The 23,127-nt window shown below is 39.0% G+C and carries 22 protein-coding genes; 7 read left to right on the top strand and 15 right to left on the bottom strand.

The window, feature by feature from the left end:
- Positions 1–2 precede the first annotated feature (2 nt).
- Genes paaD through paaA form a run of 4 tightly spaced genes read right to left on the bottom strand, consistent with a single transcriptional unit; the run spans position 3 to position 2,549 of the window.
- Positions 3–503, bottom strand: coding sequence for a 1,2-phenylacetyl-CoA epoxidase subunit PaaD (paaD, locus tag ODQ17_RS12285; RefSeq protein ID WP_005303779.1), 501 nt, complete (start codon positions 501–503; stop codon positions 3–5).
- Between the two features lie 16 nt (positions 504–519).
- The gene (gene paaC / locus ODQ17_RS12280; RefSeq protein WP_322903935.1) at positions 520–1,275 is read right to left on the bottom strand and encodes a 1,2-phenylacetyl-CoA epoxidase subunit PaaC; all 756 of its coding nucleotides are present in this window, start codon (positions 1,273–1,275) and stop codon (positions 520–522) included.
- Between the two features lie 12 nt (positions 1,276–1,287).
- Positions 1,288–1,578: a 1,2-phenylacetyl-CoA epoxidase subunit PaaB gene (paaB, locus tag ODQ17_RS12275; protein ID WP_000389648.1), complete on the bottom strand. Its 291-nt coding sequence runs from the start codon at positions 1,576–1,578 to the stop codon at positions 1,288–1,290.
- Between the two features lie 32 nt (positions 1,579–1,610).
- The gene (gene paaA / locus ODQ17_RS12270) at positions 1,611–2,549 is read right to left on the bottom strand and encodes a 1,2-phenylacetyl-CoA epoxidase subunit PaaA (RefSeq protein ID WP_004793398.1); all 939 of its coding nucleotides are present in this window, start codon (positions 2,547–2,549) and stop codon (positions 1,611–1,613) included.
- A 265-nt stretch (positions 2,550–2,814) separates the two neighbouring features.
- On the opposite strand from paaA, the gene paaZ reads away from it, so the two are divergent.
- Positions 2,815–4,917 (top strand): phenylacetic acid degradation bifunctional protein PaaZ, encoded by a 2,103-nt coding sequence (paaZ, locus tag ODQ17_RS12265; protein ID WP_322903933.1) that lies wholly within the window; start codon positions 2,815–2,817, stop codon positions 4,915–4,917.
- A gap of 42 nt (positions 4,918–4,959) precedes the next feature.
- Here the strand turns inward: paaZ and ODQ17_RS12260 are convergent, their stop codons facing one another.
- Entirely contained in the window at positions 4,960–6,339 is a 1,380-nt protein-coding gene (locus ODQ17_RS12260) for an L-serine ammonia-lyase (RefSeq protein ID WP_322903931.1), read from the bottom strand.
- A gap of 450 nt (positions 6,340–6,789) precedes the next feature.
- On the opposite strand from ODQ17_RS12260, the gene ODQ17_RS12255 reads away from it, so the two are divergent.
- The 3 genes from ODQ17_RS12255 to abaF all read left to right on the top strand — a co-directional run bounded on the left by ODQ17_RS12255 (position 6,790) and on the right by abaF (position 11,547).
- Positions 6,790–8,361 (top strand): APC family permease, encoded by a 1,572-nt coding sequence (locus ODQ17_RS12255; protein ID WP_013198264.1) that lies wholly within the window; start codon positions 6,790–6,792, stop codon positions 8,359–8,361.
- Positions 8,362–8,514: 153 nt separating this feature from the next.
- Positions 8,515–10,095 carry an aldehyde dehydrogenase (NADP(+)) gene (locus ODQ17_RS12250; protein ID WP_322903928.1) on the top strand — a complete coding sequence of 527 codons (1,581 nt, stop codon included), beginning with the start codon at positions 8,515–8,517 and terminating at the stop codon, positions 10,093–10,095.
- A 162-nt stretch (positions 10,096–10,257) separates the two neighbouring features.
- A complete protein-coding gene (abaF, locus tag ODQ17_RS12245; protein WP_322903926.1) occupies positions 10,258–11,547 on the top strand; it encodes a fosfomycin efflux MFS transporter AbaF in 1,290 nt (429 codons plus the stop codon).
- Positions 11,548–11,614: 67 nt separating this feature from the next.
- On the opposite strand, the gene ODQ17_RS12240 is transcribed toward abaF, so the two are convergent.
- The 6 genes from ODQ17_RS12240 to ODQ17_RS12215 form a co-directional block, all read right to left on the bottom strand.
- Positions 11,615–12,367 (bottom strand): AraC family transcriptional regulator, encoded by a 753-nt coding sequence (locus ODQ17_RS12240; RefSeq protein WP_322903924.1) that lies wholly within the window; start codon positions 12,365–12,367, stop codon positions 11,615–11,617.
- 44 nt (positions 12,368–12,411) lie between these two features.
- The gene (locus tag ODQ17_RS12235) at positions 12,412–13,674 is read right to left on the bottom strand and encodes an FAD/NAD(P)-binding oxidoreductase (protein WP_322903922.1); all 1,263 of its coding nucleotides are present in this window, start codon (positions 13,672–13,674) and stop codon (positions 12,412–12,414) included.
- The gene (locus tag ODQ17_RS12230) at positions 13,674–13,904 is read right to left on the bottom strand and encodes a (2Fe-2S)-binding protein (RefSeq protein WP_000615330.1); all 231 of its coding nucleotides are present in this window, start codon (positions 13,902–13,904) and stop codon (positions 13,674–13,676) included. The genes ODQ17_RS12235 and ODQ17_RS12230 overlap by 1 nt, the downstream gene beginning before the upstream one ends.
- Positions 13,905–15,008, bottom strand: coding sequence for an NAD(P)/FAD-dependent oxidoreductase (locus ODQ17_RS12225; protein WP_322903920.1), 1,104 nt, complete (start codon positions 15,006–15,008; stop codon positions 13,905–13,907).
- Positions 15,005–15,937, bottom strand: a complete 933-nt coding sequence (locus tag ODQ17_RS12220; RefSeq protein ID WP_322903918.1) for a 4-hydroxyproline epimerase — start codon at positions 15,935–15,937, stop codon at positions 15,005–15,007. Before ODQ17_RS12220 ends, ODQ17_RS12225 begins: the two co-directional genes overlap by 4 nt.
- Before the next feature lie 179 nt (positions 15,938–16,116).
- On the bottom strand, positions 16,117–16,800 hold the full coding sequence (locus ODQ17_RS12215; RefSeq protein WP_000174668.1) for a GntR family transcriptional regulator: 684 nt from the start codon (positions 16,798–16,800) through the stop codon (positions 16,117–16,119).
- A gap of 421 nt (positions 16,801–17,221) precedes the next feature.
- Here ODQ17_RS12215 and ODQ17_RS12210 point away from each other — a divergent pair, with 421 nt between their 5' ends.
- Positions 17,222–18,127: a DMT family transporter gene (locus ODQ17_RS12210; protein ID WP_322903916.1), complete on the top strand. Its 906-nt coding sequence runs from the start codon at positions 17,222–17,224 to the stop codon at positions 18,125–18,127.
- Between the two features lie 57 nt (positions 18,128–18,184).
- Here the strand turns inward: ODQ17_RS12210 and ODQ17_RS12205 are convergent, their stop codons facing one another.
- Positions 18,185–19,120, bottom strand: coding sequence for a dihydrodipicolinate synthase family protein (locus tag ODQ17_RS12205; RefSeq protein ID WP_013198270.1), 936 nt, complete (start codon positions 19,118–19,120; stop codon positions 18,185–18,187).
- A gap of 542 nt (positions 19,121–19,662) precedes the next feature.
- On the opposite strand from ODQ17_RS12205, the gene ODQ17_RS12200 reads away from it, so the two are divergent.
- Positions 19,663–20,286: a hypothetical protein gene (locus ODQ17_RS12200; protein WP_322903913.1), complete on the top strand. Its 624-nt coding sequence runs from the start codon at positions 19,663–19,665 to the stop codon at positions 20,284–20,286.
- Between the two features lie 74 nt (positions 20,287–20,360).
- On the opposite strand, the gene ODQ17_RS12195 is transcribed toward ODQ17_RS12200, so the two are convergent.
- The 3 genes from ODQ17_RS12195 to ODQ17_RS12185 form a co-directional block, all read right to left on the bottom strand.
- Positions 20,361–20,795, bottom strand: a complete 435-nt coding sequence (locus ODQ17_RS12195) for an I78 family peptidase inhibitor (RefSeq protein WP_013198272.1) — start codon at positions 20,793–20,795, stop codon at positions 20,361–20,363.
- Positions 20,796–20,955: 160 nt separating this feature from the next.
- Positions 20,956–21,423 (bottom strand): redox-sensitive transcriptional activator SoxR, encoded by a 468-nt coding sequence (gene soxR, locus ODQ17_RS12190; protein ID WP_151827378.1) that lies wholly within the window; start codon positions 21,421–21,423, stop codon positions 20,956–20,958.
- A gap of 198 nt (positions 21,424–21,621) precedes the next feature.
- Positions 21,622–21,915 (bottom strand): hypothetical protein, encoded by a 294-nt coding sequence (locus ODQ17_RS12185; protein ID WP_013198273.1) that lies wholly within the window; start codon positions 21,913–21,915, stop codon positions 21,622–21,624.
- Between the two features lie 439 nt (positions 21,916–22,354).
- On the opposite strand from ODQ17_RS12185, the gene ODQ17_RS12180 reads away from it, so the two are divergent.
- Positions 22,355–23,014, top strand: coding sequence for an epoxyqueuosine reductase QueH (locus ODQ17_RS12180; protein ID WP_322903909.1), 660 nt, complete (start codon positions 22,355–22,357; stop codon positions 23,012–23,014).
- The last annotated feature ends 113 nt before the right edge of the window (positions 23,015–23,127 follow it).

Genomic DNA, 23,127 nt, shown 5'->3' with positions numbered 1-23,127 from the left:
ACTTAAATACATTTGAAGTAATCAAAAGGCTCAAGACAGTCCTGACATTTATAAAGTGCTTTACAGGCGGTAGAACTAAACTCTGTTAACAGTCGGGTGTGTCGGCTTTTACAACGTGGGCACTCGACACCATCATTTAAGTGAACATGAGTCCCACACTGATGCGCCAACCCTTCAGGTGGTGCAATGCCATAGACTTGCAGTTTCTTTTTACCCGCCTCAGACATCCAGTCCGTGGTCCATGCTTCTGATAAATCGACCATCACTTTGACTGGTGTCAAAGCTTCTGCGGTAAATGCTTCAGCAATTTGTGCTTTCAACATATCTGTTGCTGGACAACCGCTATATGTCGGAGTTAAACGAACAATAATTTCTTGTTGGTCGTTAATCTCTACACCGCGAATCATGCCTAAATCGACAACCGATAAAACCGGAATTTCAGGGTCACTTACCGTTTGTAGAACATCCCAACATTGGTCGATGCAATGACGAATCATTTGCATGGCTCACCTCCTTGTCTTACCAGGTCATGCCCGGATAAGTTCTTTGAATACTTTGCATTTCAGCCAACAAATAACCTAAATGCTCAGTATGCAATCCTTGTTTTGCACCACGGCGATAAGCACCGTTCACAGCAACATTTAATTCAAAGCGCTTAAGCTCATCTGCAATGGTTTGGTTCCATTGTTCTTTTTCATTTGAAAAATCTGGAATCACGCCTTCTGCAACTAGTGCTTGCTCGTCTGCATTGAGTTCAAATAACTCAGCGGTAAAACGCCATAAATTATTTAACCCGTCTTGTACGCGTTGATGCGCTTCATCTGTGCTTAAACTTAAACGCTCCATCCAGCTAGTCGAAAAACGGATGTGATACTTCACTTCTTTTAAAGATTTGACAGCAAGGGCGCTTAATTCAGGAAGTGAGCTTTGCGTTAAAGCAGTAAATAAATGAAGATGGTAATGGTCCATCAACCACTGGCGTACAATTGTTTGTGCAAAATCGCCATTCGGTTGTTCACACAACAGTAGGTTTAAAAACTCACGTTCTGTACGGAAATACGCAAGTTGGTCTTCATCACGTTTAGCTTCATCATATTGACCTGCCAACGTCAGAAAGTTTCTTGCCTGACCCAACAAGTCCAAACCGATATTTGCTAAAGCAATATCAACTTCAAGCTCAGGTGCGTGCCCGCACCATTCAGCCAAACGCTGAGATAAAACTAATTGACTGTCGCCAATATGTAATAAGAATTTAGATAAAACTGAATGATTCATGTGTCATCTCCCTTACATGTGCTCAATGCCATCTGGGATATGGTAAAAAGTCGGATGACGATAAACCTTGTCTAAAGAAGGATCAAAAAATTCAGCTTTTTCATCTGGCTGTGATGACTTAATCAGTTCTGAACGAACCACCCAAATGCTAATTCCTTCATTGCGGCGCGTGTAAACATCACGAGCATGTTGTAGTGCAATTTCATCATCAGGTGCTCTTAAGCTGCCTACATGACGGTGGCTTAAGCCTTGTTTACTACGTACAAATACTTCGTAGAGCGACCAGTTGTTTTTATCTTCCATTTTGATTTCCTCAAATTTTTCCATAAATCTTGTTAAGCCACTTTGTTCGCTTCAAGCTGCTGTTTTTTCGCGTAGACTACTGCTGCATCACGAACCCATTTGCCGTTTTCCCATGCTTTACGGCGTGCTTCGATACGCTCGTGATTACATGGTCCACGTCCGGCAATCACTTCATTAAATTCGTGCCAGTCGATCTCGCCAAACTCATAGTGGCCTGTTTCTTCATTCAGTTTTAGATCTGGATCTGGTACTTCCAAACCTAGCTGTAAAATCTGCGGCACAGTGTTATCAACAAACTTTTGACGTAATTCATCGTTACTAAAGCGTTTGATTTTCCATGCCATGCTTTGTGCGCTGTTTGGAGAATGCTCATCACTTGGACCAAACATCATGAGTGCTGGCCACCAGTAGCGATTTACCGCATCTTGTGCCATCTGTTTTTGTTCTGGTGTACCACCTGCTAAAGCCATCATGGCTTCAAAACCTTGGCGTTGGTGGAAACTTTCTTCTTTACAAATACGTACCATTGCACGTGCATATGGCCCGTAAGACGTACGGCAAAGCGCAACTTGGTTCACAATGGCTGCCCCATCGACAAGCCAACCAATTGCAGCAACATCTGCCCAAGTCAAAGTTGGATAGTTAAAAATTGATGAGTATTTCATTTTTCCATCAATCAACTTTTCCATCATGTCATCACGGTCAGCGCCTAAAGTTTCTGCTGCGCTATACAAATACAAACCATGGCCTGCTTCATCTTGTACTTTTGCAAGCAAAACCGCTTTACGTTTTAAAGTTGGCGCACGAGTAATCCAGTTCCCTTCAGGCAACATACCTACAATTTCAGAATGTCCATGTTGCCCAATTTGACGAATCAGTGTTTTGCGATAGGCATCGGGCATTTGATCCTTAGCCTCGATCGTAATTTCATTGGCAATATTTTGTTCAAATTTCTGGTAGTTGTTTTCCATTCTTTCATTCCCTGTAGGTATCACCCTTAAATCTATTTTTCGATACACCAAAAACAAAGTCAATCACTTTTTTAGTATCAAATTAAATTACCAATAGAAAAACACATCAAATTATTGAAATTATTAAATTTAAACCAATTGTAAAAAACCTTTTTACTTTTACAAATCAAAATAAAGTTGACTTTTAGACAAATTAATCTGAAATTATGAATCATATTTTTGCAATTTTTATAATTGACGTATCAAATAAAAAAGGAGTTTGGTCATGCTTGAACAAGCACACCTAGAAGGAACCTCAACTGACACAGATTTTCAGCAGTCTGAGCATCAACTGCCTCATCTTGCTTCTTATGTCTATGGAACATGGCATTCGACGAGTGAAGAACTACGTCCTGTTTATCACGCCATTACAGGTGAAGCGATTTATGCCGTAAGTAGTCATGGCATTGATATGAAACGTGTTGTTCAATATGCCAAACAAAATGGTTCAGAACTGGCTAACTGGACATTCCACCAACGTGCTAATGCGTTAAAACAAATTGCCCAACATTTGCTTGAGCGTAAAGAAGAGTTCTACAAACTTGCTTATGCCACAGGCGCAACTCGTAAAGATGCATGGATTGATATTGAAGGTGGCATCCAGACGTTATTTGCTTATTCAAGTCTGGTTCGCCGTGAACTCAATGATGAAAAAATTATTACTGAAGACAGCTGGATTCAATTATCTAAAAATGGAACTTTTGGTGCTAAACACATTTTAAGTCCTAAAGCAGGTGTTGCCGTTCACATCAATGCATTTAACTTCCCAATTTGGGGAATGCTTGAAAAAATTGCACCGACGCTACTTGCGGGTGTGCCATGTATTGTTAAGCCAGCAACCGATGGATCTCAATTAACTCAAGCTGTTGTAAAAGCGATTGAAGAAGCACATGTATTACCAAAAGGCTCGTTACAACTGTTTTGCGGTCAGACTTATGACTTGTTCGACCACTTAGGCCCTCAAGACTGTGTGACATTTACAGGTTCTGCATACACAGGTCAAAAACTACGTAACCACCCTCACCTCAATAAATATTCGATTCCATTTAGCATGGAAGCCGACTCGGTAAACAGTGCAATTTTAAGCCCTGATGCAAATGAAGAAACTGTCGATTTATTTGTGCGTGAAGTCTTCCGTGAAATGACTACAAAAGCAGGCCAAAAATGTACTGCAATTCGTCGTGCATTTGTTCCTGAAAACTTGTTAGCGACTGTGCAAGAAAAGCTAACTGCCAAACTTGCTAAAGTTGTGGTGGGCGACCCTCAAAAAGAAGAAACCACCATGGGTGCTTTGGCGAGCATTAAACAAAAACATGACGTTGCAGAAAAAGTTGCCGAGCTCAGCAAAGACGCAAAAATTGTTTTTGGTGGCAGCGAGTCCTTTAAATTTAATGCCGACCATCCTGAAAAAGCTGCTTTTTTTGCTCCAACTTTATTGCTATGTGAGCAACCTTTACAAGCAACACATGTTCATACCACAGAAGCTTTCGGTCCTGTATGTACTCTCATGCCATACAACAACATTGAAGAATTGGCTGACCTTGTTTCACGTGGTGAAGGTAGCTTAGTCGCTTCAGTCGTTAAAAATAACGATGAGAATATTGAACAAATTATTCAAAAAATTGCGCCTTGGCATGGCCGTGTGCATGTACTCGATGCAGAGTCAGCAAAAGAAAGTACAGGACATGGTTCACCACTGCCTCATCTTGTACACGGCGGGCCTGGTCGTGCAGGTGGTGGTGAAGAGTTAGGCGGTATTCGCGCCGTTAAACACTACATGCAGCGTACTGCAATTCAAGGTTCTCCAAATAGCCTGACGCAAATTACCCACTCATGGACTGCTGGCTCAAAAGTTAATGAAGACCGAGTACATCCATTTAAAAAGTCTTTTGATGAGTTAGTGATTGGTGAACGTTTATTAACGGCGCGTCGCACCGTAAGCGAAGCAGATATTGTTAACTTTGCTGGTTTAAGCGGTGACTATTTCTATGCACATACCGACAAAATTGCAGCTGCCGAATCTTTCTTTGGTGAGCGCGTTGCACACGGCTACTTCATTGTGTCTGCCGCAGCAGGTCTATTTGTAGATGCAGCACAAGGTCCTGTGATTGCCAATTACGGTATGGACAACTTACGCTTTGTTGAACCGGTTAAAATTGGTGATTCAATTCAGGTTGAATTGACCTGTAAGCAAAAAACACCTAAGCCACAAAAAGACCCGTCTCAACCTGCGCATGGCGTAGTGGTGTGGGATATTAAAGTCAAAAACCAACGTGGTGAACTTGTCGCAACCTACGACATTTTAACTTTAGTTGCTCGCGAGGCTTAATGTTTAAAATGAGATGGGGTACCTCGTCCCCATCTCATTTTTTTAGCATTCAATTGCGTTAACAGCAAGACCACCTTTTGAAGTCTCTTTATATTTCTCAGACATATCTCTACCTGTTTCTTTCATGGTCTGAATGACTTTATCGAGCGTCACAAAATGCTCACCTTCATCATGAAGTGCCATTTGCGCAGCATTAATGGCTTTTACGGCTGCAATTGCATTTCGCTCAATGCAAGGCACCTGAACCAAACCACCAATCGGGTCACACGTTAAACCTAAGTTATGTTCAAGGCCAATTTCAGCTGCATGTTCCACTTGTTCAGGCGATGCACCTAAAATCTCGGCTAAACCAGCCGAAGCCATCGCACAAGCTGAGCCTACTTCGCCCTGACATCCCACTTCTGCACCAGAAATAGATGCATTGAGCTTACATAAAATGCCAACTGCTGCCGCACTCAAAAAGAAACGAACAACTTTATCTTCAGAAAAATCTTTAGAAAAAGTCACGTAGTAATATAAGACCGCTGGAATGATTCCAGCTGCACCATTTGTAGGAGCTGTGACAACTCGGCCGCCAGCAGCATTTTCTTCATTTACTGCTAAGGCAAATAAATTGACCCACTCCATGGCATGAAAAGTTGTCACAATCAGGTTTGAATTTTTCTTATTTAATAATTTATCGTGAATTTTTTTAGCCCGACGTTTTACGTTTAATCCGCCCGGTAATATTCCTTCATTAATTAATCCATTGTGAATGCATTGTTGCATCACCTTCCAGATGTCCATAATTTTGCTGCGAATCTCACTTTCACTACGCCAGCTTTTTTCATTCTCAAGCATTAACTCACTGATTGATAAACGATGAGTTTTACATAAGCTTAAAAGTTCAGCCGCACTGTGAAATGGATATGGAACCTTAACGTCACTGGTTTCAGATTGGGTTTGTGTTAATTGTCTTTGACTAACAATAAAACCGCCGCCAATCGAATAGTAAGTTTCGGCATATAAAATTTCTTTAGCCTCGTTATATGCAATCAATTCCATTGCATTGGGGTGATAAGGCAAAGATTCATCAAGAAAAAGTACATCGCGTTTATAGTCAAAAGAAATATTCTTTTGCTGATTAAGCCGGATGGCATTATTTTCAAGAACATCTTCAATCAAGCTTGTAGTTGCTTGAGTATCGATATGTTCAGGGTCAAATCCCATTAAGCCTAACAAAATAGCCTTGTCTGTCGCATGACCAACACCCGTTGCTGCAAGCGAACCGTATAACTTCACCTGAACTCTAACCGTGTCTTGTAGATCATTTTGTTTTAATAAATCATCCACAAAACTGTATGCCGCTCGCATGGGTCCAACTGTATGGGAGCTAGATGGACCAATACCAATTTTAAAAAGATCAAATACACTAATAAACACTGGGTCCTACCTTCAATTCATTATTATTCGTATGTTCGTCGTTATTGTGTCCTTTCGGATAACATTAAAATTATCATTAAGCCATCCATAAAGCACTGAAAATAAATGGGTCATTGCCTAAAAACAACACAATCAATTTCTAATTCAATATTTTCCAAAAAATGGAATTTTCCATTAATTTAAATGGTAAATTACTCAACAAATATTTAAGAATTGTTCTTTTTAACAAATAAAATAGCGAACCTTTCCCAATTTTTTATAAAAAAAATTTGGTTTTCAAGCTATTTACTTGGAATTTAAATTATTTAAACAAAATTAAAAACAATAACTTACTCAATATTTAGATCACTCTTTGCCATTAAATAGAATAAAAATTCCCCTATTTACCAACAACCATATATCGTATACGATATATGAAAGAACAATAGTTCTGTCGTTAAGGAAAACGTAATGACAAGTCAGTTTAAAAAGCAGTTATCTCTAATGGATCTTACATTCATTGGCTTAGGCGCCATTTTCGGTTCTGGATGGTTATTTTCAGCAAGTCATGTGGCTTCTCAAGCCGGCCCTGCGGGTATATTGTCATGGATTATTGGGGGCTTTGCCGTTTTAATTCTGGGAATTATTTATTGTGAGTTAGGTGCAGCCTTACCACGAGCAGGCGGTATTATCCGTTATCCCGTATTTTCACATGGTCCTTTACAAGGATATTTACTTGGTTCTGTGACCGTCATTGCCTTTTCAAGTTTAATTGCAATTGAAGTCGTTGCTGCCCGAGAATATGCAGCCGCATGGTTCCCTTCTCTTACAGAAATACACGATGGCATCCGATCTCCAACTACCATTGGATGGTTGTTTCAGTTTGCACTTTTATGCGTATTTTTTGCTTTGAATTATTACAGCGTAAAAACCTTTGCAATTGCCAACAACCTCATCAGTGCATTGAAGTTTGCGGTTCCAGTTTTAGTGATGGTTGCACTTCTCTATCACTTTAAACCGGCAAACTTTTCAATGACCGAGTTTGCACCAATGGGCGCTCACGGCGTACAAGGTGCTGTCTCTGCTGGCGGTATTATTTTTGCGTACTTAGGTTTAACGCCAATTATTTCAGTGGCAAGTGAAGTAAAGCGTCCTCAATTTACCATTCCTTTTGCACTCATCTTATCTGTCGTTTTAGCAACGATTATTTATGTAGTGCTTCAAGTTGCTTTCTTAGGTGCTGTACCTACCGATATGTTAGCAAATGGTTGGTCAGGACTCAGTGACAAGTTCCCATTACCTTACCGCGACATTGCCATGTTATTAGGTTTGGGATGGTTAGCGCTTTTAGTTGTTTCAGACGCTATTATCTCTCCGTCTGGCTGCGGCAATATCTATATGGCTGCAACTCCACGTGTAATTTACGCATGGTCGAACAGTAATACGTTCTTCCGTATTTTTACTCGTGTAGATCCAAAATCAGGCATTCCACGTTATGCATTATGGTTAACATTTGCACTTTCTGTATTTTGGACCATGCCGTTTCCATCTTGGGATAAATTAATTTCTGTAGTTTCGGCAGCGTTAGTTTTAAGTTATGCCCTAGCTCCTGTCACAGTGGGTGCGTTACGTCGTAATGCTCCTGAGCTTGAACGTCCATTCTATGTGAAAGGCTTTACTGTTCTTGGCCCACTTGCCTTCGTGATTGCTTCTTTTATTGTCTATTGGTCTGGCTGGAATGTCATTTCATGGTTATTAGGCGCACAAATCGTATTGTTTGCACTCTATGTCATTTTTAAACGCTATGTGCCAACCCAAGAAGTCAGCCTAGCTCAACAATTAAAGTCATCAGCTTGGCTTCTTGTTTACTACATTTTAATGATTATTGTTTCTTACCTTGGCAGCTTCGGTGATGGCGCATCACACCTATTGGCAGCTCCGTTTGACACACTTTTAGTTATGGTGATTTCTCTTGGTTGTTACTACTGGGGAATACATTCAGGTTTACCAAAAGCACTCATTAAAAATGATGATGAAGCTTAGTGATTACTTGCTTAAACACATATAGGTTGGAGTTTTCTTTTGATTAATAACGTATACAAAATACTATATTTTTCGAAAGTAAAACCTAAGCTTTGATAATTCTCCAACGTCAGAAGAACTACTTTTGACGTTCACTCTAAAGTGAGGTTGATAATGTTAAATATTACTGGTCAAAATTTTATTGCAGGTCAACGTTCAAGTTCGGGCAGTAAATTTGTCTTAAGTTATGATGCTGCAACAGATGAAGCATTACCCTATCAATTTGCTCAAGCCACTCCTGAAGAAATTGATCAGGCAGCTCAAGCAGCTGCATTGGCTTATCCAGCTTTTAGACAGACTACACCAGAACAGCGCGCTGTTTTTCTAGAAACAATTGCCAATGAAATTGATGCGCTTGATGACCAGTTTATTGCCACTGTCTGTCAAGAAACTGCTTTACCAGAAGCGCGTATTCGCGGTGAACGTGGGCGAACTACTGGCCAATTACGTCTGTTTGCTCAAGTATTACGCCGTGGTGATTATTTAGGTGCCCGTATTGATTTAGCTTTACCTGAGCGTCAACCACTTCCACGTCCAGATTTACGTCAATATAAAATCGGTGTTGGGCCAGTTGCTGTATTTGGTGCGAGTAACTTCCCTCTTGCTTTTTCTACTGCTGGTGGCGATACCGCTTCAGCACTTGCGGCTGGATGTCCTGTTATTGTTAAGGCGCATAGCGGCCACATGGCAACCGCCGAATCAATTGCAAATGCGATTTGTAGCGCAATTGAGAAATGCGCTATGCCAAAAGGCATCTTTAGCATGATTTATGGTCAAGGTGTTGGTGAACCCCTGGTAAAACATCCCGCAATTAAAGCAGTTGGATTTACAGGTTCACTCAAAGGTGGCCGTGCTCTCTGCGATTTAGCTGCTGCACGCCCTGAGCCAATTCCTGTTTTTGCCGAAATGTCGAGCATTAACCCAATGGTTTTATTACCCGAAGCTCTAAAAGTGCGTGGTGATAAAATTGCAGCCGAACTTAGTGGTTCAGTGGTTTTAGGTTGCGGTCAGTTCTGTACCAATCCGGGTTTAATTATTGGAATTAAATCAGCTGAATTTAGCCAATTTCTTGAGCAGTTCACGGCTGCAATGGCTCAGCAGCCACCACAAACCATGCTTAACAAAGGCACTTTAAGAAGCTATGAACATGGCCTGAAAGCATTACTCGCACATGACAAAATTGAGCATTTAGCAGGTCAACCACAGCAAGGCCATCAAGCCTATCCTCAGCTCTTTAAAGCTCATGTATCTCTTTTACTAGAGCAGGATGAACTACTTCAAGAAGAAGTATTTGGCCCAACGACGATTGTGATTGAAGTTGAATCGGCAGAGCAACTTGCTCTAGCGTTAAACGGACTTCGTGGTCAGCTTACCGCATCATTAATTGCCGAGCTGCAAGATTTTGAGAACTTCTCTAACCTGATTTCATTACTTGAAGAAAAAGCAGGACGTTTACTTCTAAATGGTTATCCAACAGGTGTTGAAGTCTGTGATGCCATGGTACACGGCGGTCCTTACCCTGCAACTTCAGATGCACGTGGTACTTCAGTAGGAACGTTAGCAATCGAGCGTTATTTACGACCAGTATGCTATCAAAACTATCCAGATCACTTATTACCACTTGCCCTTCAAAATGCCAATCCGCTTGGTATTGAACGCTTAGTGAATGGTGAAATGAGTCAAGCTGCACTTTAATATTTTTTGAAGGAGTTTATTCAAGTGATGAGCTCCTTTTTACTTAGACCCAAATCTCACAACGTAACCGCACATTCTTCGAATAAAAAAGTGCAAAAAATGAATAGCAAGATGCTCAAACAAATCATTGCGTAACATATTTTTTAATAAGGATATTGGTATATGACGACAACATTAAAAAAGGTTGTAGCGGCCTCTATGGTCGGCTCCGTAGCTGAATGGTATGAATTTTTCCTTTATGGAACCGCTTCTGCCCTTGTCTTTGGCGAACTTTTCTTTCAACAAACGGGCAACGCTATAGATGGTATTTTGGCAGCCTTTGCCCTCTATGCCGTTGGCTTTTTAGCGAGACCTATTGGTGGCCTTGTGTTTGGTCATTACGGCGATAAAATTGGACGTAAGAAATTATTGCAAATTAGCCTGATTATTGTTGGTATCACTACTTTTTTGATGGGCTGTATTCCGACCTTCCATCAAATTGGCTATTGGGCACCTACACTTTTGGTCATGCTGCGTTTAATTCAAGGCTTTGCTTTTGGTGGTGAATGGGGCGGCGCAGTCATTTTGGTTTCAGAGCACAGTCCAGATGATCGCAGAGGCTATTGGGCAAGCTGGCCACAAACTGGTGTACCGCTCGGGAATTTAGTAGCAACACTGATTTTATTACTACTTTCAAAAAACCTTTCCCCTGAACAATTTCTAGATTGGGGATGGCGCTGTGCATTTTGGTTTTCGGCAATCGTGGTACTGATTGGTTTATGGATTCGAAAAAATGTAGACGATGCCGAGGTATTTAAAGAAGCACAGGCCAAACAGCAGCTTCTTGAAAAGCAACAACTCGGGATTATTGAAGTTTTAAAATATCATAAGAAATCTGTTATTGCGGGTATCGGTGCCCGATTCGCAGAAAACATTTTGTATTATATGGTGGTTACTTTTTCGATCAGTTATTTAAAGTTGGTCGTCCATAAAGATACTTCGCAGATATTACTGCTCATGTTCGGCGCTCACCTGATCCATTTCTTTATTATTCCTGTTATGGGGCATTTAAGCGATATATTTGGCCGTAAACCAATTTACCTTATTGGAGCTGTACTCACTGCATTTTGGGGCTTTGTCGGCTTTCCGTTAATGGATACAGGCAATAACTGGCTCATCATGTTAGCGATTGTGCTTGGTTTATTTATTGAGTCGATGACCTACTCGCCTTACTCTGCTTTAATGACTGAGTTATTTCCAACTCACATTCGCTATACGGCGCTTTCATTTTGTTATCAAGTCGCACCCATTATGGCAGGTTCACTCGCTCCATTAATTGCCTTGACCTTACTCAAAGAATTTAATAGTTCGGTTCCAATTTCTTTATATTTAGTTGCCGCAAGTCTGATTTCTATAGTCTCGATTTTGCTGGTAAAAGAAACCAAAGGCCGATCATTGGCTTTTAAAGATTAATCTTTAAAATATAAATTAAGAGCTTAATAATGATTTTGGGTTGTCCTATACAACCCATTTTTTTCATCTAAATATTTTTGATAGAGGCCCGATACAAGGTAGGTGACATGCCTGTATGCAACTTAAACTGACGACAAAAAGCACTATGATCGGTATAACCACAGCGCAAACCAATTTGAGTAATCGGTAAGTCAGTCGCAAGCAGTTCAGTGGCGACCTGAAGACGAATTTTGCTAATCATTTGCCGCGGCGTTAAATGGTATATTTTTTTGCAATAGCGTTCTAACTGAGCCACCGACACACCAGCAATTGCGGTCAAGTGTGCCAACGTAATCGTTTCGGCATAATTCTTTTTAATATATTCCTCAACCTGAACCATTTTATAAAAAGCAGGATGTGTATTTTCAGGCACATTTAAATCATTAGAAATACCCGCTATTCCTACTAACTTTCCATCCGCATCAAATAAAGGTTCTTTATAAGTTAAACACCAACCCGACTGATTTTTTGCATATAAATGCAGTTCTAATTGCTCTGTTAACTTTTTACCACGGCGAATGACTTGCAAGTCTTGAGATGTATATATTTTTCCAAGAGAGTGAGGAAAGACTTCTTCCGAGGTCTTTCCAAGTAACGCAGTTTTATCTTTGAAACCACAGCGATTTACCAATGTTTGATTGACAAATACATAGCGTGCTTCAGTATTTTTGATGAAAAATACCACCGAAGATAAAGCATCAAATAATGGTTCAATACTTTCCAGATTTTTTAAGAAATCTTCCAAAGTTGTGGTTAGTTTCGGAATTTGAACCAAAGTCATGAGCTAGAGCGGGCAAAGTAATAACTTGTCTACTCTAGAACATTTCATTTTTGATTTAAAGGAGAAGTAGACATCGCCATGAGGCTTTTTACACGGGTAGGAAGTAATGGCGGTCGAGAGTTAGGTAGCTGCCAATCAAATAGGCAGGCGGCGGCTGTTGCACAAGTGCTTCCCTGACATGCTCCCATTCCACAACGTGTATGTAGTTTTGCATCAATCCAACTACTACGCTCGGCAACCTTATCAAAAGTCACATCTTCACATCGACAAAAAATAGTTTCTGGGCGTGCAAGCGTTTTTAACTCAGCACGTAACTTGAAGCTTTTCTCAAGTAAATGTGCAAATAAACGATACCGTTGTCTGTGAGCAAATAATTGACTGGCTTTTTCATTTTGGCCTATAGCTGCATAACCTGCGATGCTACCTTCGACCATCGCCAGCTCACTTCCGCCAAAACCTGTACACTCACCTGCTGCCCAAACCTGCGGCTGTGATGTACGTTGATAGTCATCGACCGCAATCGCATTGTCCTTAATTTGACAACCCATTAACTGCCCTAATTGAGTATTCGGTATTAAACCAAACCCACAAGCGAGTCGATCACACTCAATTTCAACAATTCCTTTCGGTGTTTGTAGTCTTACTCGTTCAAGACGCTCCTGACCAATCGCTTCAATCACATAACTGTCAGGTTGATATAAACGATAAGGCAAAGATAAGGCCTGTATTATTTTTGCAGGCCAGCGCCAAAGTTGTAGTGCAAATTTACGAACGGAAGATAAAGGTGCCTGTTCAGCAACATAGAGAACTTGAGCTTCTGCTTTTTTCGCAGTATCAGCACTTGCTAAGAGCAATGGTCCAGATCCTGCAATCACAACACGTTCATTTTTAACAGGTGTACCTGCTTTAATTAAAGCTTGCAAACCACCTGCTCCAGTTACACCAGATAAGGTCCAACCAGGAAAAGGTAAAAATAGTTCTCTTGCACCCGTACACAATACAAGCTGGCGATAAGACAAATTTAGGCTGTCGTGAGGTCGTTCAACGAGTAATTGGCCTACAAAAGGTGCAGCGACAATCTTGGTACCAAACATAAATTCAATATTAGGATGAGTCTCAATTTGTTGATATTTCTGCTGCGCCATTTCAGGTACAGGAAAAATCGGTCCAGCGCGCCAGATTTGACCACCCGCCTGTGGGTTATTATCCAATATTAAAATTCGCCCACCACTCTCGGCGGCTGCAATAGCAGCTGACAACCCCGCAGGGCCTGCCCCTACAACCACCACATCGTATTGTTTTTCCATTATTGTGTTTCCACCTTCATGTCTTGCTGGCACAGCGTCTGACAAGCAAGCACTCTGAGTCCATTAATATTGACACGGCATTCCTGACAAACTCCCATTCCACAAAATGGAGTACGTTTTTCACCACAAACAGATAGACGACTGTAAGACTTTGCTTGTGCTAAAGCAGCAGCAACACTGGTGCCCTCAATCACAGAAACTGATTGTCCGTTAATAAAAAGCTGAATCATCTATGCAGCTCCTATAAAACGATGAGGTAAAAAAGGTTCAGGATCTATATCAAAAGTTAATCCACACACATGGGAAGCAATAAGTCTTGCTGTACCTGTCGCAGTGGTTACGCCTAGTCCTTCATGACCAACCGCTAAATAAACCGATTGAAATGCAGGATGTCGTCCAATAACAGGAATGCCATCCGGAGTAGCTGCACGAAAACCAGTCCATGCCCGAATAACATTAAGATCAGCCAAAGCTGGAAAATAATCAGCAGCCTCTTTAAGCACCCGTGTAAACACTTCTGGCTCTACAGTCGGATCAACCGTATTAAACTGACGAGATGACCCAATGAATAGCTGACCTGTCGGTCTAGGTTGAATATTACAAGCGACCGAAATTCCACTTGTCGCTTGAGTGCTGGCTGCATAAGCCAAAGCCACTAACGTATGTTTTACATTTAATTCAGGATAACGATCGGTAATTGCCAAATGACCTTTTTTAGGTTCAATCGGTAACTCTGGAAAAAAATCTGTCACATGAATGCCGTTTGCTAAAACAATATGTGCTGCTTCGAGCCATGTTCCATCACTTAACTGAACCCGATTTTCTTCAATATGAATAACTTTAGCTTGTTGAACCTGAATCTTTTGCGGGAGTTGTTTCAACAACCATTCAGCAGCACAGGGTGCATATAAAATGGCATCATCAAAAACTTCTAACCCACCGTAAAGACCATGCTTTAAGTGAGGTTCAAGCTGATGGATTTCCTCTGCATTTCGAAGTTGGCAACGGACACCTTGTGCAGTTAGACGTTGATATTTTTCCTCGGCAATCTGCATTTCTTCTGAGCTGCTTGCCAGCCATAAAGTTGGCGTTTGGCGATAGGCACATTCTTCCGAAAGCTCGTGCCCTAATTCATGCCATAACTGAACTGACCAATGGCTAAGTTTCAATTCGGCGTCCAAGTCATCCATAATGACCAAATGCCCCATGCCCGCGGCTGTTGCCCCACCAATACGAGCATCTAAAACTTGCACATTTAACCCTTGTCGGGCTAACTCATAAGCACATGCCGCACCTACAATGCCTGCCCCAATGACTATGGCATCGGTTCTCATAGCTGAATACCCCAAGCAAATGGGTCATTTTCATCCATAAATAAAGTTGCTTCGGCACTCATATAAGCTTCACCACGAATGGTTGGAATAACATATTCCCCTGCTTGCTCATACGAGGCAATAAACTGGCTACCGATAATGCTGGCTTGTTTCCATAACTTTCCTGGTTCAAGTTTGCCATCTGCAGCCAAGCAAGCAATTTTCGCACTGGTTCCAGTTCCACATGGTGAACGATCATAGGCTTTTCCTGGGCAAAGTACGAAATTTTTACTGTCCGCTTCGGCGTCACTTGCAAATAACTCAATATGGTCAATTTCTTGTCCATCTTTACCAGTTATTCCTTGTGCCGTAAGCGCCTGTCTGACTGTCCACGCATAGTCAGTCAGTTGATCCAAATTATCACTTGCAACACGTTGACCATGGTCATTAATCAAGAAGAACCAGTTACCACCCCATGCAATATCACCAGTAACTTTTCCATATTTTTCAACATCAACTTCGACTGCTTTTTTATAACGATATGCTGGTACATTTCGCACGCTAACTGAATGATCTTCATGCAATGTCGCCTCAACATCACCTACTGGAGTTTCAATTAAATGTGTACCTACTTGTATTTTTCCCAAGTGTGCTAACGAGGCGACTAAACCAATCGTGCCATGACCACACATGCCGAGGTAACCTGTATTATTAAAGAAAATAACACCTGCACTCGCTTTTGGATTCACTGGCTTACACAATAATGCGCCAACCAAAACATCATTACCGCGCGGCTCTAACATGGTTGCTCTACGGAAATGGTCATATTGTTCTGATAATATTTTTCGGCGGCTTTCCATATCTCCTATGCCTAAATCAGGAAATCCTTCAAGTACTAATCGTGTTGGTTCACCACCAGTATGAGAGTCCAAAATTTTTACTGTTTTCATAGAAGTATCCTTACATTTTTTTCTAGGATGACTGATCTCAAAACAGCAAGCTTGATCGTTTTCTTATGAATCGATGACGAAATCAGCATAGTGAAAACTTGCTTCATCTAAAATAAAGACAAAAAAATTAGGCCATTGGCCTAATTTAAATAACACTGAAATGATTAAGAATGGAGCGCTTATTTTTTCACATTTTTATGGTGAGGTAGATGTTCATAAAGTGATTGGCAAACACCATTAATATGCTCTTCAATTAATTTAACCGCTAAATCAACATCTTTGGCTTTGCAGGCTTTCACGATTTCTTTGTGTTCATCATTTGCACGTGATTTGCCTTCTGAAACATTCATCTGCAATCTTAAATAGCGCTCAATCTTATCGTAAATAGAACGAATTAATCCAAGCATATAGGGCCGTTGTGCTGGTTCATAAAGGCATGCATGTAACTGCCAATTGAGTGTGGTCCAGCTTCCAATATCCATGTTATCAATAAAGGCATTACAAATTTCATCTGCCTTTTTATAAGTTTCTTCCGTCATATTCGGCACAGCGAGCTGAATCAGCTTCGTTTCCAACATCACTCGGACTTCAAAAATCTGTGCCAACTCTTCTTCAGAGATGCGGGTCACAATTGCGCCACGATTTTTTATAAACTCAACTAAGCCTTCAGCTTCAAGTTGCTTTAAGGCTTCACGTACGGGAATTTTGCTGACATTAAAAAGTTTGGCAATTTCATCCTGACGAATCGGTTCGCCTTCAGCAATATGTCCTGCAATAATTGCTTCTCTAATATATTTGACAATAACTTCAGATACCGAAGGCATTGCACCAAGATTTGATACATTAAAAGATGGTAGCGTCACGAATATTCTCTTAACCTCAAAATATGACACAAATAAAAGGATGATAATTTTTATTCATCCGCCATAATGAAATTATTGCTTTTCAAGCATTATTTTCGGCACGGCTTACCTTTAATTCAATGCTGCTAAAACTCATTTTCTCTATTTATTGGAGCTAATAATTTTTAACTGCATTAATAGCTAAAGTATACTTTATACCATTTAATTCACAAAACTATTATTAGACTATGCTGAAATCGTCAGCATTTTATTGTATCTAACCAAGCAAATCATAATAAATAGCAGCATACTACCCTGTTCTCTTGATGGGCAACTGTCAAAAAGATTCCTATCCATTTAGCTGAGTTATTGCCTGCAAGATAAAATTTTTATCTTGTAAAAATCATGCTGCATAAAACTTTTAAAGTTTGAGTCACTTCATATGAGTACGCCAACAGAAGCAAAATTTTCCCTAAATTATTATACGGGTTTCTTATCTGTACTATTTGCTGCTTTTCTATGGGGTACGGCAGGTACAGCGGCATCTTTTGCAAAAGGCATTAGTCCACTTGTAATTGCTACCATTTCTGTTGGCTTCGGTGGATTAATTCATACATTTTTAAGCTTAAAAGCCATTAAAAAAAATTACCAAAAACTATTTAACTATAAATCCCAAGTTTTTATTGCGGTCATTGTTTCAATTCTTTGTCCATTTGCATTTTATTCATCTGTCTCTTTAGCGGGTGTTTCTATTGGCACCGTGATTTCTATTGGCTGTGCACCTTTGTTTTCAGTGCTTTTGGAATGGATTTTAGATAAACGAAAACTTTCTTTAAAATGGCTCATCAGTTTTATTCTCGGTTTTTTAGGAATTATTTTACTCTCTTATGCAGGTGATCATGCGCAGCACCAAATCGTACAATCTGATCGTATTTTAGGGGTATTTTTTGGCTTACTCTCTAGCCTGAGCTATGCAACATATTCTTGGATAATGAGAAACCTAATTCGCCAAGATGTCGACTCAAGAGCTGCCATGGGAGTGATTTTTGGTATCTCTGCAGTGCTGTTACTACCTACATTATTCATTACGGCACAAAACCTTTTTGATTATCCAACTAACATTTGGGTTGCGATTTATATTCCGATTGTTCCTATGTTTTTAGGCTATTTATTTTTTAGCTTTGGTCTTAAACGAATTCCAGCAAGTCAGGCTATGACGCTAGCTTTGGTGGAAATTCCTGTTGCAGCATTATTAGCAGTTGTTGTAGTGGGTGAAAGTTTAACAATGCATAGTTATTTAGGTTTAATTCTCATTTTCCTATGCGTTATTGTTCTGACCAAAAAGTAATTCGTAGAAATAAAAAAAGAGACTGAATTGTTAGCCTCTTTTTTTATGGATACTTACTTAGATTTCAGCTGACCAGTTACGGTACCACGTACGGAATAACTCATATTGAGTTTCAACATATTTACGTTGCGATTCGCTCAATGCATCAGTCTCATTAAAGTGTAAGGTATATTCTTTATCACCGTTAAGTACCATTAAGTATTTATAGTAAAGAACAAGATCCGTTCCTTCGTCAAAAGAAGATAAAACTTCTAATGCACTTGATAACTCTTGTGCTAAGCGACGGGCTTTTGCATCACCTGCTGCAGCTTTCTTACTAAGGTCAACCAACAGTAAAACTTCTTTAGGTAAAGCATTACCAATCCCTGTAATCGCACCGGTTGCATTACAATTGACGAAACCATGGAAAACTTGAGTGTCTACGCCAGCCATTAAGGTAACTGAATCATCTTGTGAAGTAATGAACTCAGCTGCGTAACGCATATCGGCAGCGCCACCAAATTCTTTAAAACCAATTAAGTTTGGAAACTCACGGCGTAATTCAAAAAATAAATCTGCACGAGTTGCAAATCCATAATATGGGCTATTGTAAATCACCGAAGGTAAGCTTGGAGCTGCTTTTAAAATGGCAGAAAAGTGAGCTTTTTGTGCAGCTGGTGATGCCCCGCGTGACAGTACACGTGGAATAACCATAAGCCCTTGTGCACCTACCTTTTCTGCATGAGCTGCATGAGAAACTGCTTCTTTTGAATTAACTGCACCAGTACCAACAATTGTTGGAATGCCAGCAGCAACAAGTCGTGCTACACCTTCTTGGCGTTGAGCTTCTGTCAATAAAGGCCAATCACCCATAGAACCACAATACACTACCGCACTCATGCCCGCTTCAATCAGCTCATGCCCTTTTTTCACAAGCGCGTCAAAATCTGGCTCACGGTTAGGAGTACATGGGGTCATTAGCGCCGGGATACATCCTGTGAAGATATTACTCATAATTATTCCTCAGTAATACAAATAAAACTCTGGGTAGTCGTACTTTCGAGTTAATCCATCTCAAAAGTTATGGAATGGGATTAATAGCTGCTTAATCATTCTTCATATATCGTATACGATATACAACAAAAAGAATAGTCTTCCTTTCCAAATTCTTTACCGACGGAAAAATTCATATAAAACAAATATTAATTTTAATAATCGAATTAAAAAGCAAAATTTAACTCATATTTTTTTTAAAAATTGGATGTAAAAATTTATGGAATTTAAAAATTAGTGCTCAGAATAGAAATTAAATCTGAGTTTACAGGTGCTTAAAAAACAACCGTAGAACATTAGCCATTAGTCGCACCTCCCTATTTTTATTCATTTTTGCTGGTAAAGTGCTTTACATGGTTTGATACAACCTACTTAACTCAGATGCATAATTCACCTGTTCTTGCATCTGATGTTTTTCTGCCTCTAGTCCGCTAGGGGCTTTTTTTATTATTGATTTAAATGCTGATATATTAAATTTCTAGACATAATTAAAGACAAGAAAAATGGATCGAATTTTCAAATTAAGTATTTTAAGTTTTCCGGTTTTATTGTTAAGTGGTTGTATTGGCTGTTATAACCCGACAGGCTGTAACCGTGATACTTCGCCTTATTTCTATACAACACAAATCACTCAAGTCAAAGGCGTAACAGTTCCTGTTGGAACAAAACTAGTTTATAAATCTCAAAAGTCCAAACAGAAAGATGAGCAAACTGCCCCCCTTAAAGAAGAACATATAACAGGAATAAAGTTACCAAAAGATAGCGCTATGCTTTGGGGAGGAATGCCCACCAATCATCTCCTTCAATTTGCTAACTCTGAAATGCAAGGATTTACAGCCTATCGAGCACAAGAAGCTCCCGCTGTATATTCCAATCAATTTTTAAAACTCTGGAAAGAATGTGATAGTGATTTAGATATCTCGATCAAAAATAAAAATGACTGGAGCTTTAATCCCGCAAATATGAAAATTATTGGATGTGGAATTAACTATCAAGAAAGAGCTTCATACAACACCAACAATCCAAACCAAGATAAAGTTGATATTTTTCTCATCAAAATTAATCAGGCTTTGCAACAACTGCCTCAACAAAAAGAGTATCCAGTCATTCATTATTCCCAAAATTAAAGTCATAAAAAAGCCTGCTGAAATGCAGGCTTTTGTACTTCAAGATTTGGTTTAGCAAACTTTAATTAAACAAATTAACCACAAGTTGCCTGAGTAATTTTCTTAGAAGCAGGATCAATAGTAACTGTAACTCGGTTTGTACGATAATCCATTGTCATTGGTTGACCTGGAGCTACTGTGCGCACAATTTCTGATTTAGTTTTTTGTTTAATTTGATCATCAGTCAGGCCAGATTGCCCCACTAATTTTTGAGCTTCTTCTGCTACACAGTTCGCTTGGTTATCACGGAATAATTTCCATTCTTCGACAACTTGGCCATTTGGTAAATGACAATACCCAACCTGACCATTTGCTTCATTTCTAATTTCTAATTTACCACCTTGTTCAACACAATATTGACTAGCTGGGTTTGGTGAACCAATTTTTGGAGGAGTTGAATCTTTATGTTGTACAGACGAACAAGCCGTTAACGAAACAAGCGCTAAGCCAAGAAAGATAGTTTTTTTCATAATTTTTTGCTTCTTACTAAAAAAACTAAAGATATCAAAAAAATTCATGTTTCATATGACTTGTTTACAATAAAAAACTCACTTGAATGTTCTAGCAAAATAAATTTAATTTATTGGAAATTAAGATATTCCCAATTAAAAGCCATTTTTTTGAACTATCCTATTCAGGTCTTTCTAAAATTCGTGGGCCTGATCCGTCTTGTCCTAAAATATCCTCAGGATTTCTTAATGGACATTGCTCTAACGATAAACAACCGCAGCCAATGCACCAGTCCATCTCATCTCTTAACCGAGTTAACTTTTGAATTCGATCATCCAAATTTTCTCGCCAATGACTCGATAAATCCCTCCATTGCTTAGCTGTTAATTTGCTACCAATCGGATACTGACTTAAAGCTTCTTTAATCTCATTTAAAGGAATACCTACCCTTTGAGCAACTTTAATAATCGCAATATATCTTAAAATAATTAAGGGATAACGACGTTGATTACCATTCGTTCTTATACTTTTTATAAGGCCTTTTGCTTCATAAAAATGAAGGGTTGAAACAGGAACCCCGCTCCTTTTTGCAACTTCACCCACAGTCAAAACGCGACTAGGGTCTGCTTTTTTATTTTCACTCATCACAATTGACCTCAACTTTACTTGAGGTTTATAAGAGTACGTCTTTGTTTTGTCAAATAAATAACACAGGTTTTGTTATATGTATGTGCCGCTTTTATCAAACTATAGTTCTTATCTGTAAAAGCAAAAGATAAAAAATGAATCTGATGATTAATCCAGTTCGATCTATAAAATAACTTACTATCAATCAAATTTAAGAAATTAGTTTTGTAGAGTACACGGACATCCACAAATCCAAAACATGTTGTAAACGAAAGGCATTGGTGCACCTAATGGATAGACTTTAATTTGCTCGATCTTATAAGTTTTTTTACGTGATTCAATGTGAAGTATATTATCGTGACGTGCAATCACAATTCCCTTTTTATATAATTTTTTCCTTTCATTCTTTGCATCAAATTTATATACCAAAAAGTAAACTTTTTCTCCTACGCTAATCTTTGAATGATTAACCATAATGTAACCATTACAATACTTACATTGCCAATCTTTCATATCTCAAATTATCACACGCTTAAATTAAAAAAACACACTGAATTTTATAGTATAAATTTATTAAAGATATAAATCTAAAGAAATACTTTAATTGAAAAAATAAGGTTTATTTGTGACACATATCACAATAAAAACTTAAAATTATATTCAGATACATCAATCACTTATCAAAAAATATTTAAGGTTTATTATTTTTCAATATATAAAATTCACCCATAATTTATTTAATCATATAGTATATTTAACAATAACTTTCAGGTTAATTATAAAGATGACTTCAATATTTAGCACAATATTTATTTCATTATATTTAGCTTAATATTAAAAATATTAATAGATAACATTAAATTAATTTCACAGTAAAATTGAAAATAATTCATTTCACATTATATAAAAAATAAATATATAATGAATTGCATTACAATTTAATTTTTTTATTATGTCAACTCAACGTTTAAAATTAGAACTCCCATCTGGACATGATCAATTATTACTTCACTCCTGTTGTGCTCCTTGTTCAGGAGAAGTTATGGAAGCATTGATTGAATCAGACATTAAATTTTCAATATTTTTTTATAATCCTAATATTCATCCAGTAAAAGAATATCTCATCCGTAAGGAAGAAAATATTCGTTTTGCCGAAAAGCATAATATTCCGTTTATTGATGCAGACTATGACACTGACAATTGGTTTGCTCGAGCAAAAGGTATGGAAGATGAACCCGAACGTGGTATTCGTTGCACCATGTGTTTCGATATGCGATTTGAACGAACTGCCCTTTACGCACATGAACACGGCTTTAGTCTCATCAGTAGTTCGCTAGGAATTTCTCGCTGGAAAAATATGGCGCAAATCAATGACTGCGGAATTCGTGCTGCTGCGCACTATCCTGAAATTCAGTACTGGGATTACAACTGGCGTAAAAACGGTGGCTCAAGCCGTATGATTGAAATCAGTAAACGAGAAGAGTTTTATCAACAAGAATATTGTGGCTGTGTATATTCTTTAAGAGATACTAATCGCTGGCGTATGGGTAATGGGCGTGATCGTATTAAACTGGGTGTTAAGTTTTATAGTAATGCCATGGAAGAAGATTAATTTTTATTTCCCTTTAAGAATTAATTAAGTTATTCGGAACTATTTTTATTTTTGATAAAAAAACGGCCACATCTGGAGAATGTGGCCAAAAGGTGTACTAAATAAGCTTTGAT

Origin of the sequence: Acinetobacter sp. IRS14 (assembly GCF_034650275.1) — a bacterium.
GTDB lineage: Bacteria > Pseudomonadota > Gammaproteobacteria > Pseudomonadales > Moraxellaceae > Acinetobacter > Acinetobacter oleivorans.
Note: the sequence above shows the minus strand (reverse complement) of the source record. Positions and strands in the feature narration are given on the sequence as shown.

Bases quoted from the DNA above. Each gene is read 5' to 3' on its own strand.
- paaC (WP_322903935.1), bottom strand. From the start codon at position 1,275: ATGAATCATTCAGTTTTATCTAAATTCTTATTACATATTGGCGACAGT.
- ODQ17_RS12225 (WP_322903920.1), bottom strand. From the start codon at position 15,008: ATGAGAACCGATGCCATAGTCATTGGGGCAGGCATTGTAGGTGCGGCA.
- ODQ17_RS12200 (WP_322903913.1), top strand. From the start codon at position 19,663: ATGGATCGAATTTTCAAATTAAGTATTTTAAGTTTTCCGGTTTTATTG.
- paaA (WP_004793398.1), bottom strand. From the start codon at position 2,549: ATGGAAAACAACTACCAGAAATTTGAACAAAATATTGCCAATGAAATT.
- ODQ17_RS12220 (WP_322903918.1), bottom strand. From the start codon at position 15,937: ATGAAAACAGTAAAAATTTTGGACTCTCATACTGGTGGTGAACCAACA.
- ODQ17_RS12180 (WP_322903909.1), top strand. From the start codon at position 22,355: ATGTCAACTCAACGTTTAAAATTAGAACTCCCATCTGGACATGATCAA.
- ODQ17_RS12250 (WP_322903928.1), top strand. From the start codon at position 8,515: ATGTTAAATATTACTGGTCAAAATTTTATTGCAGGTCAACGTTCAAGT.
- ODQ17_RS12195 (WP_013198272.1), bottom strand. From the start codon at position 20,795: ATGAAAAAAACTATCTTTCTTGGCTTAGCGCTTGTTTCGTTAACGGCT.
- ODQ17_RS12205 (WP_013198270.1), bottom strand. From the start codon at position 19,120: ATGAGTAATATCTTCACAGGATGTATCCCGGCGCTAATGACCCCATGT.
- paaB (WP_000389648.1), bottom strand. From the start codon at position 1,578: ATGGAAGATAAAAACAACTGGTCGCTCTACGAAGTATTTGTACGTAGT.
- ODQ17_RS12235 (WP_322903922.1), bottom strand. From the start codon at position 13,674: ATGGAAAAACAATACGATGTGGTGGTTGTAGGGGCAGGCCCTGCGGGG.
- ODQ17_RS12240 (WP_322903924.1), bottom strand. From the start codon at position 12,367: ATGACTTTGGTTCAAATTCCGAAACTAACCACAACTTTGGAAGATTTC.
- paaD (WP_005303779.1), bottom strand. From the start codon at position 503: ATGCAAATGATTCGTCATTGCATCGACCAATGTTGGGATGTTCTACAA.
- abaF (WP_322903926.1), top strand. From the start codon at position 10,258: ATGACGACAACATTAAAAAAGGTTGTAGCGGCCTCTATGGTCGGCTCC.
- ODQ17_RS12210 (WP_322903916.1), top strand. From the start codon at position 17,222: ATGAGTACGCCAACAGAAGCAAAATTTTCCCTAAATTATTATACGGGT.
- ODQ17_RS12230 (WP_000615330.1), bottom strand. From the start codon at position 13,904: ATGATTCAGCTTTTTATTAACGGACAATCAGTTTCTGTGATTGAGGGC.
- ODQ17_RS12255 (WP_013198264.1), top strand. From the start codon at position 6,790: ATGACAAGTCAGTTTAAAAAGCAGTTATCTCTAATGGATCTTACATTC.
- paaZ (WP_322903933.1), top strand. From the start codon at position 2,815: ATGCTTGAACAAGCACACCTAGAAGGAACCTCAACTGACACAGATTTT.
- ODQ17_RS12185 (WP_013198273.1), bottom strand. From the start codon at position 21,915: ATGAAAGATTGGCAATGTAAGTATTGTAATGGTTACATTATGGTTAAT.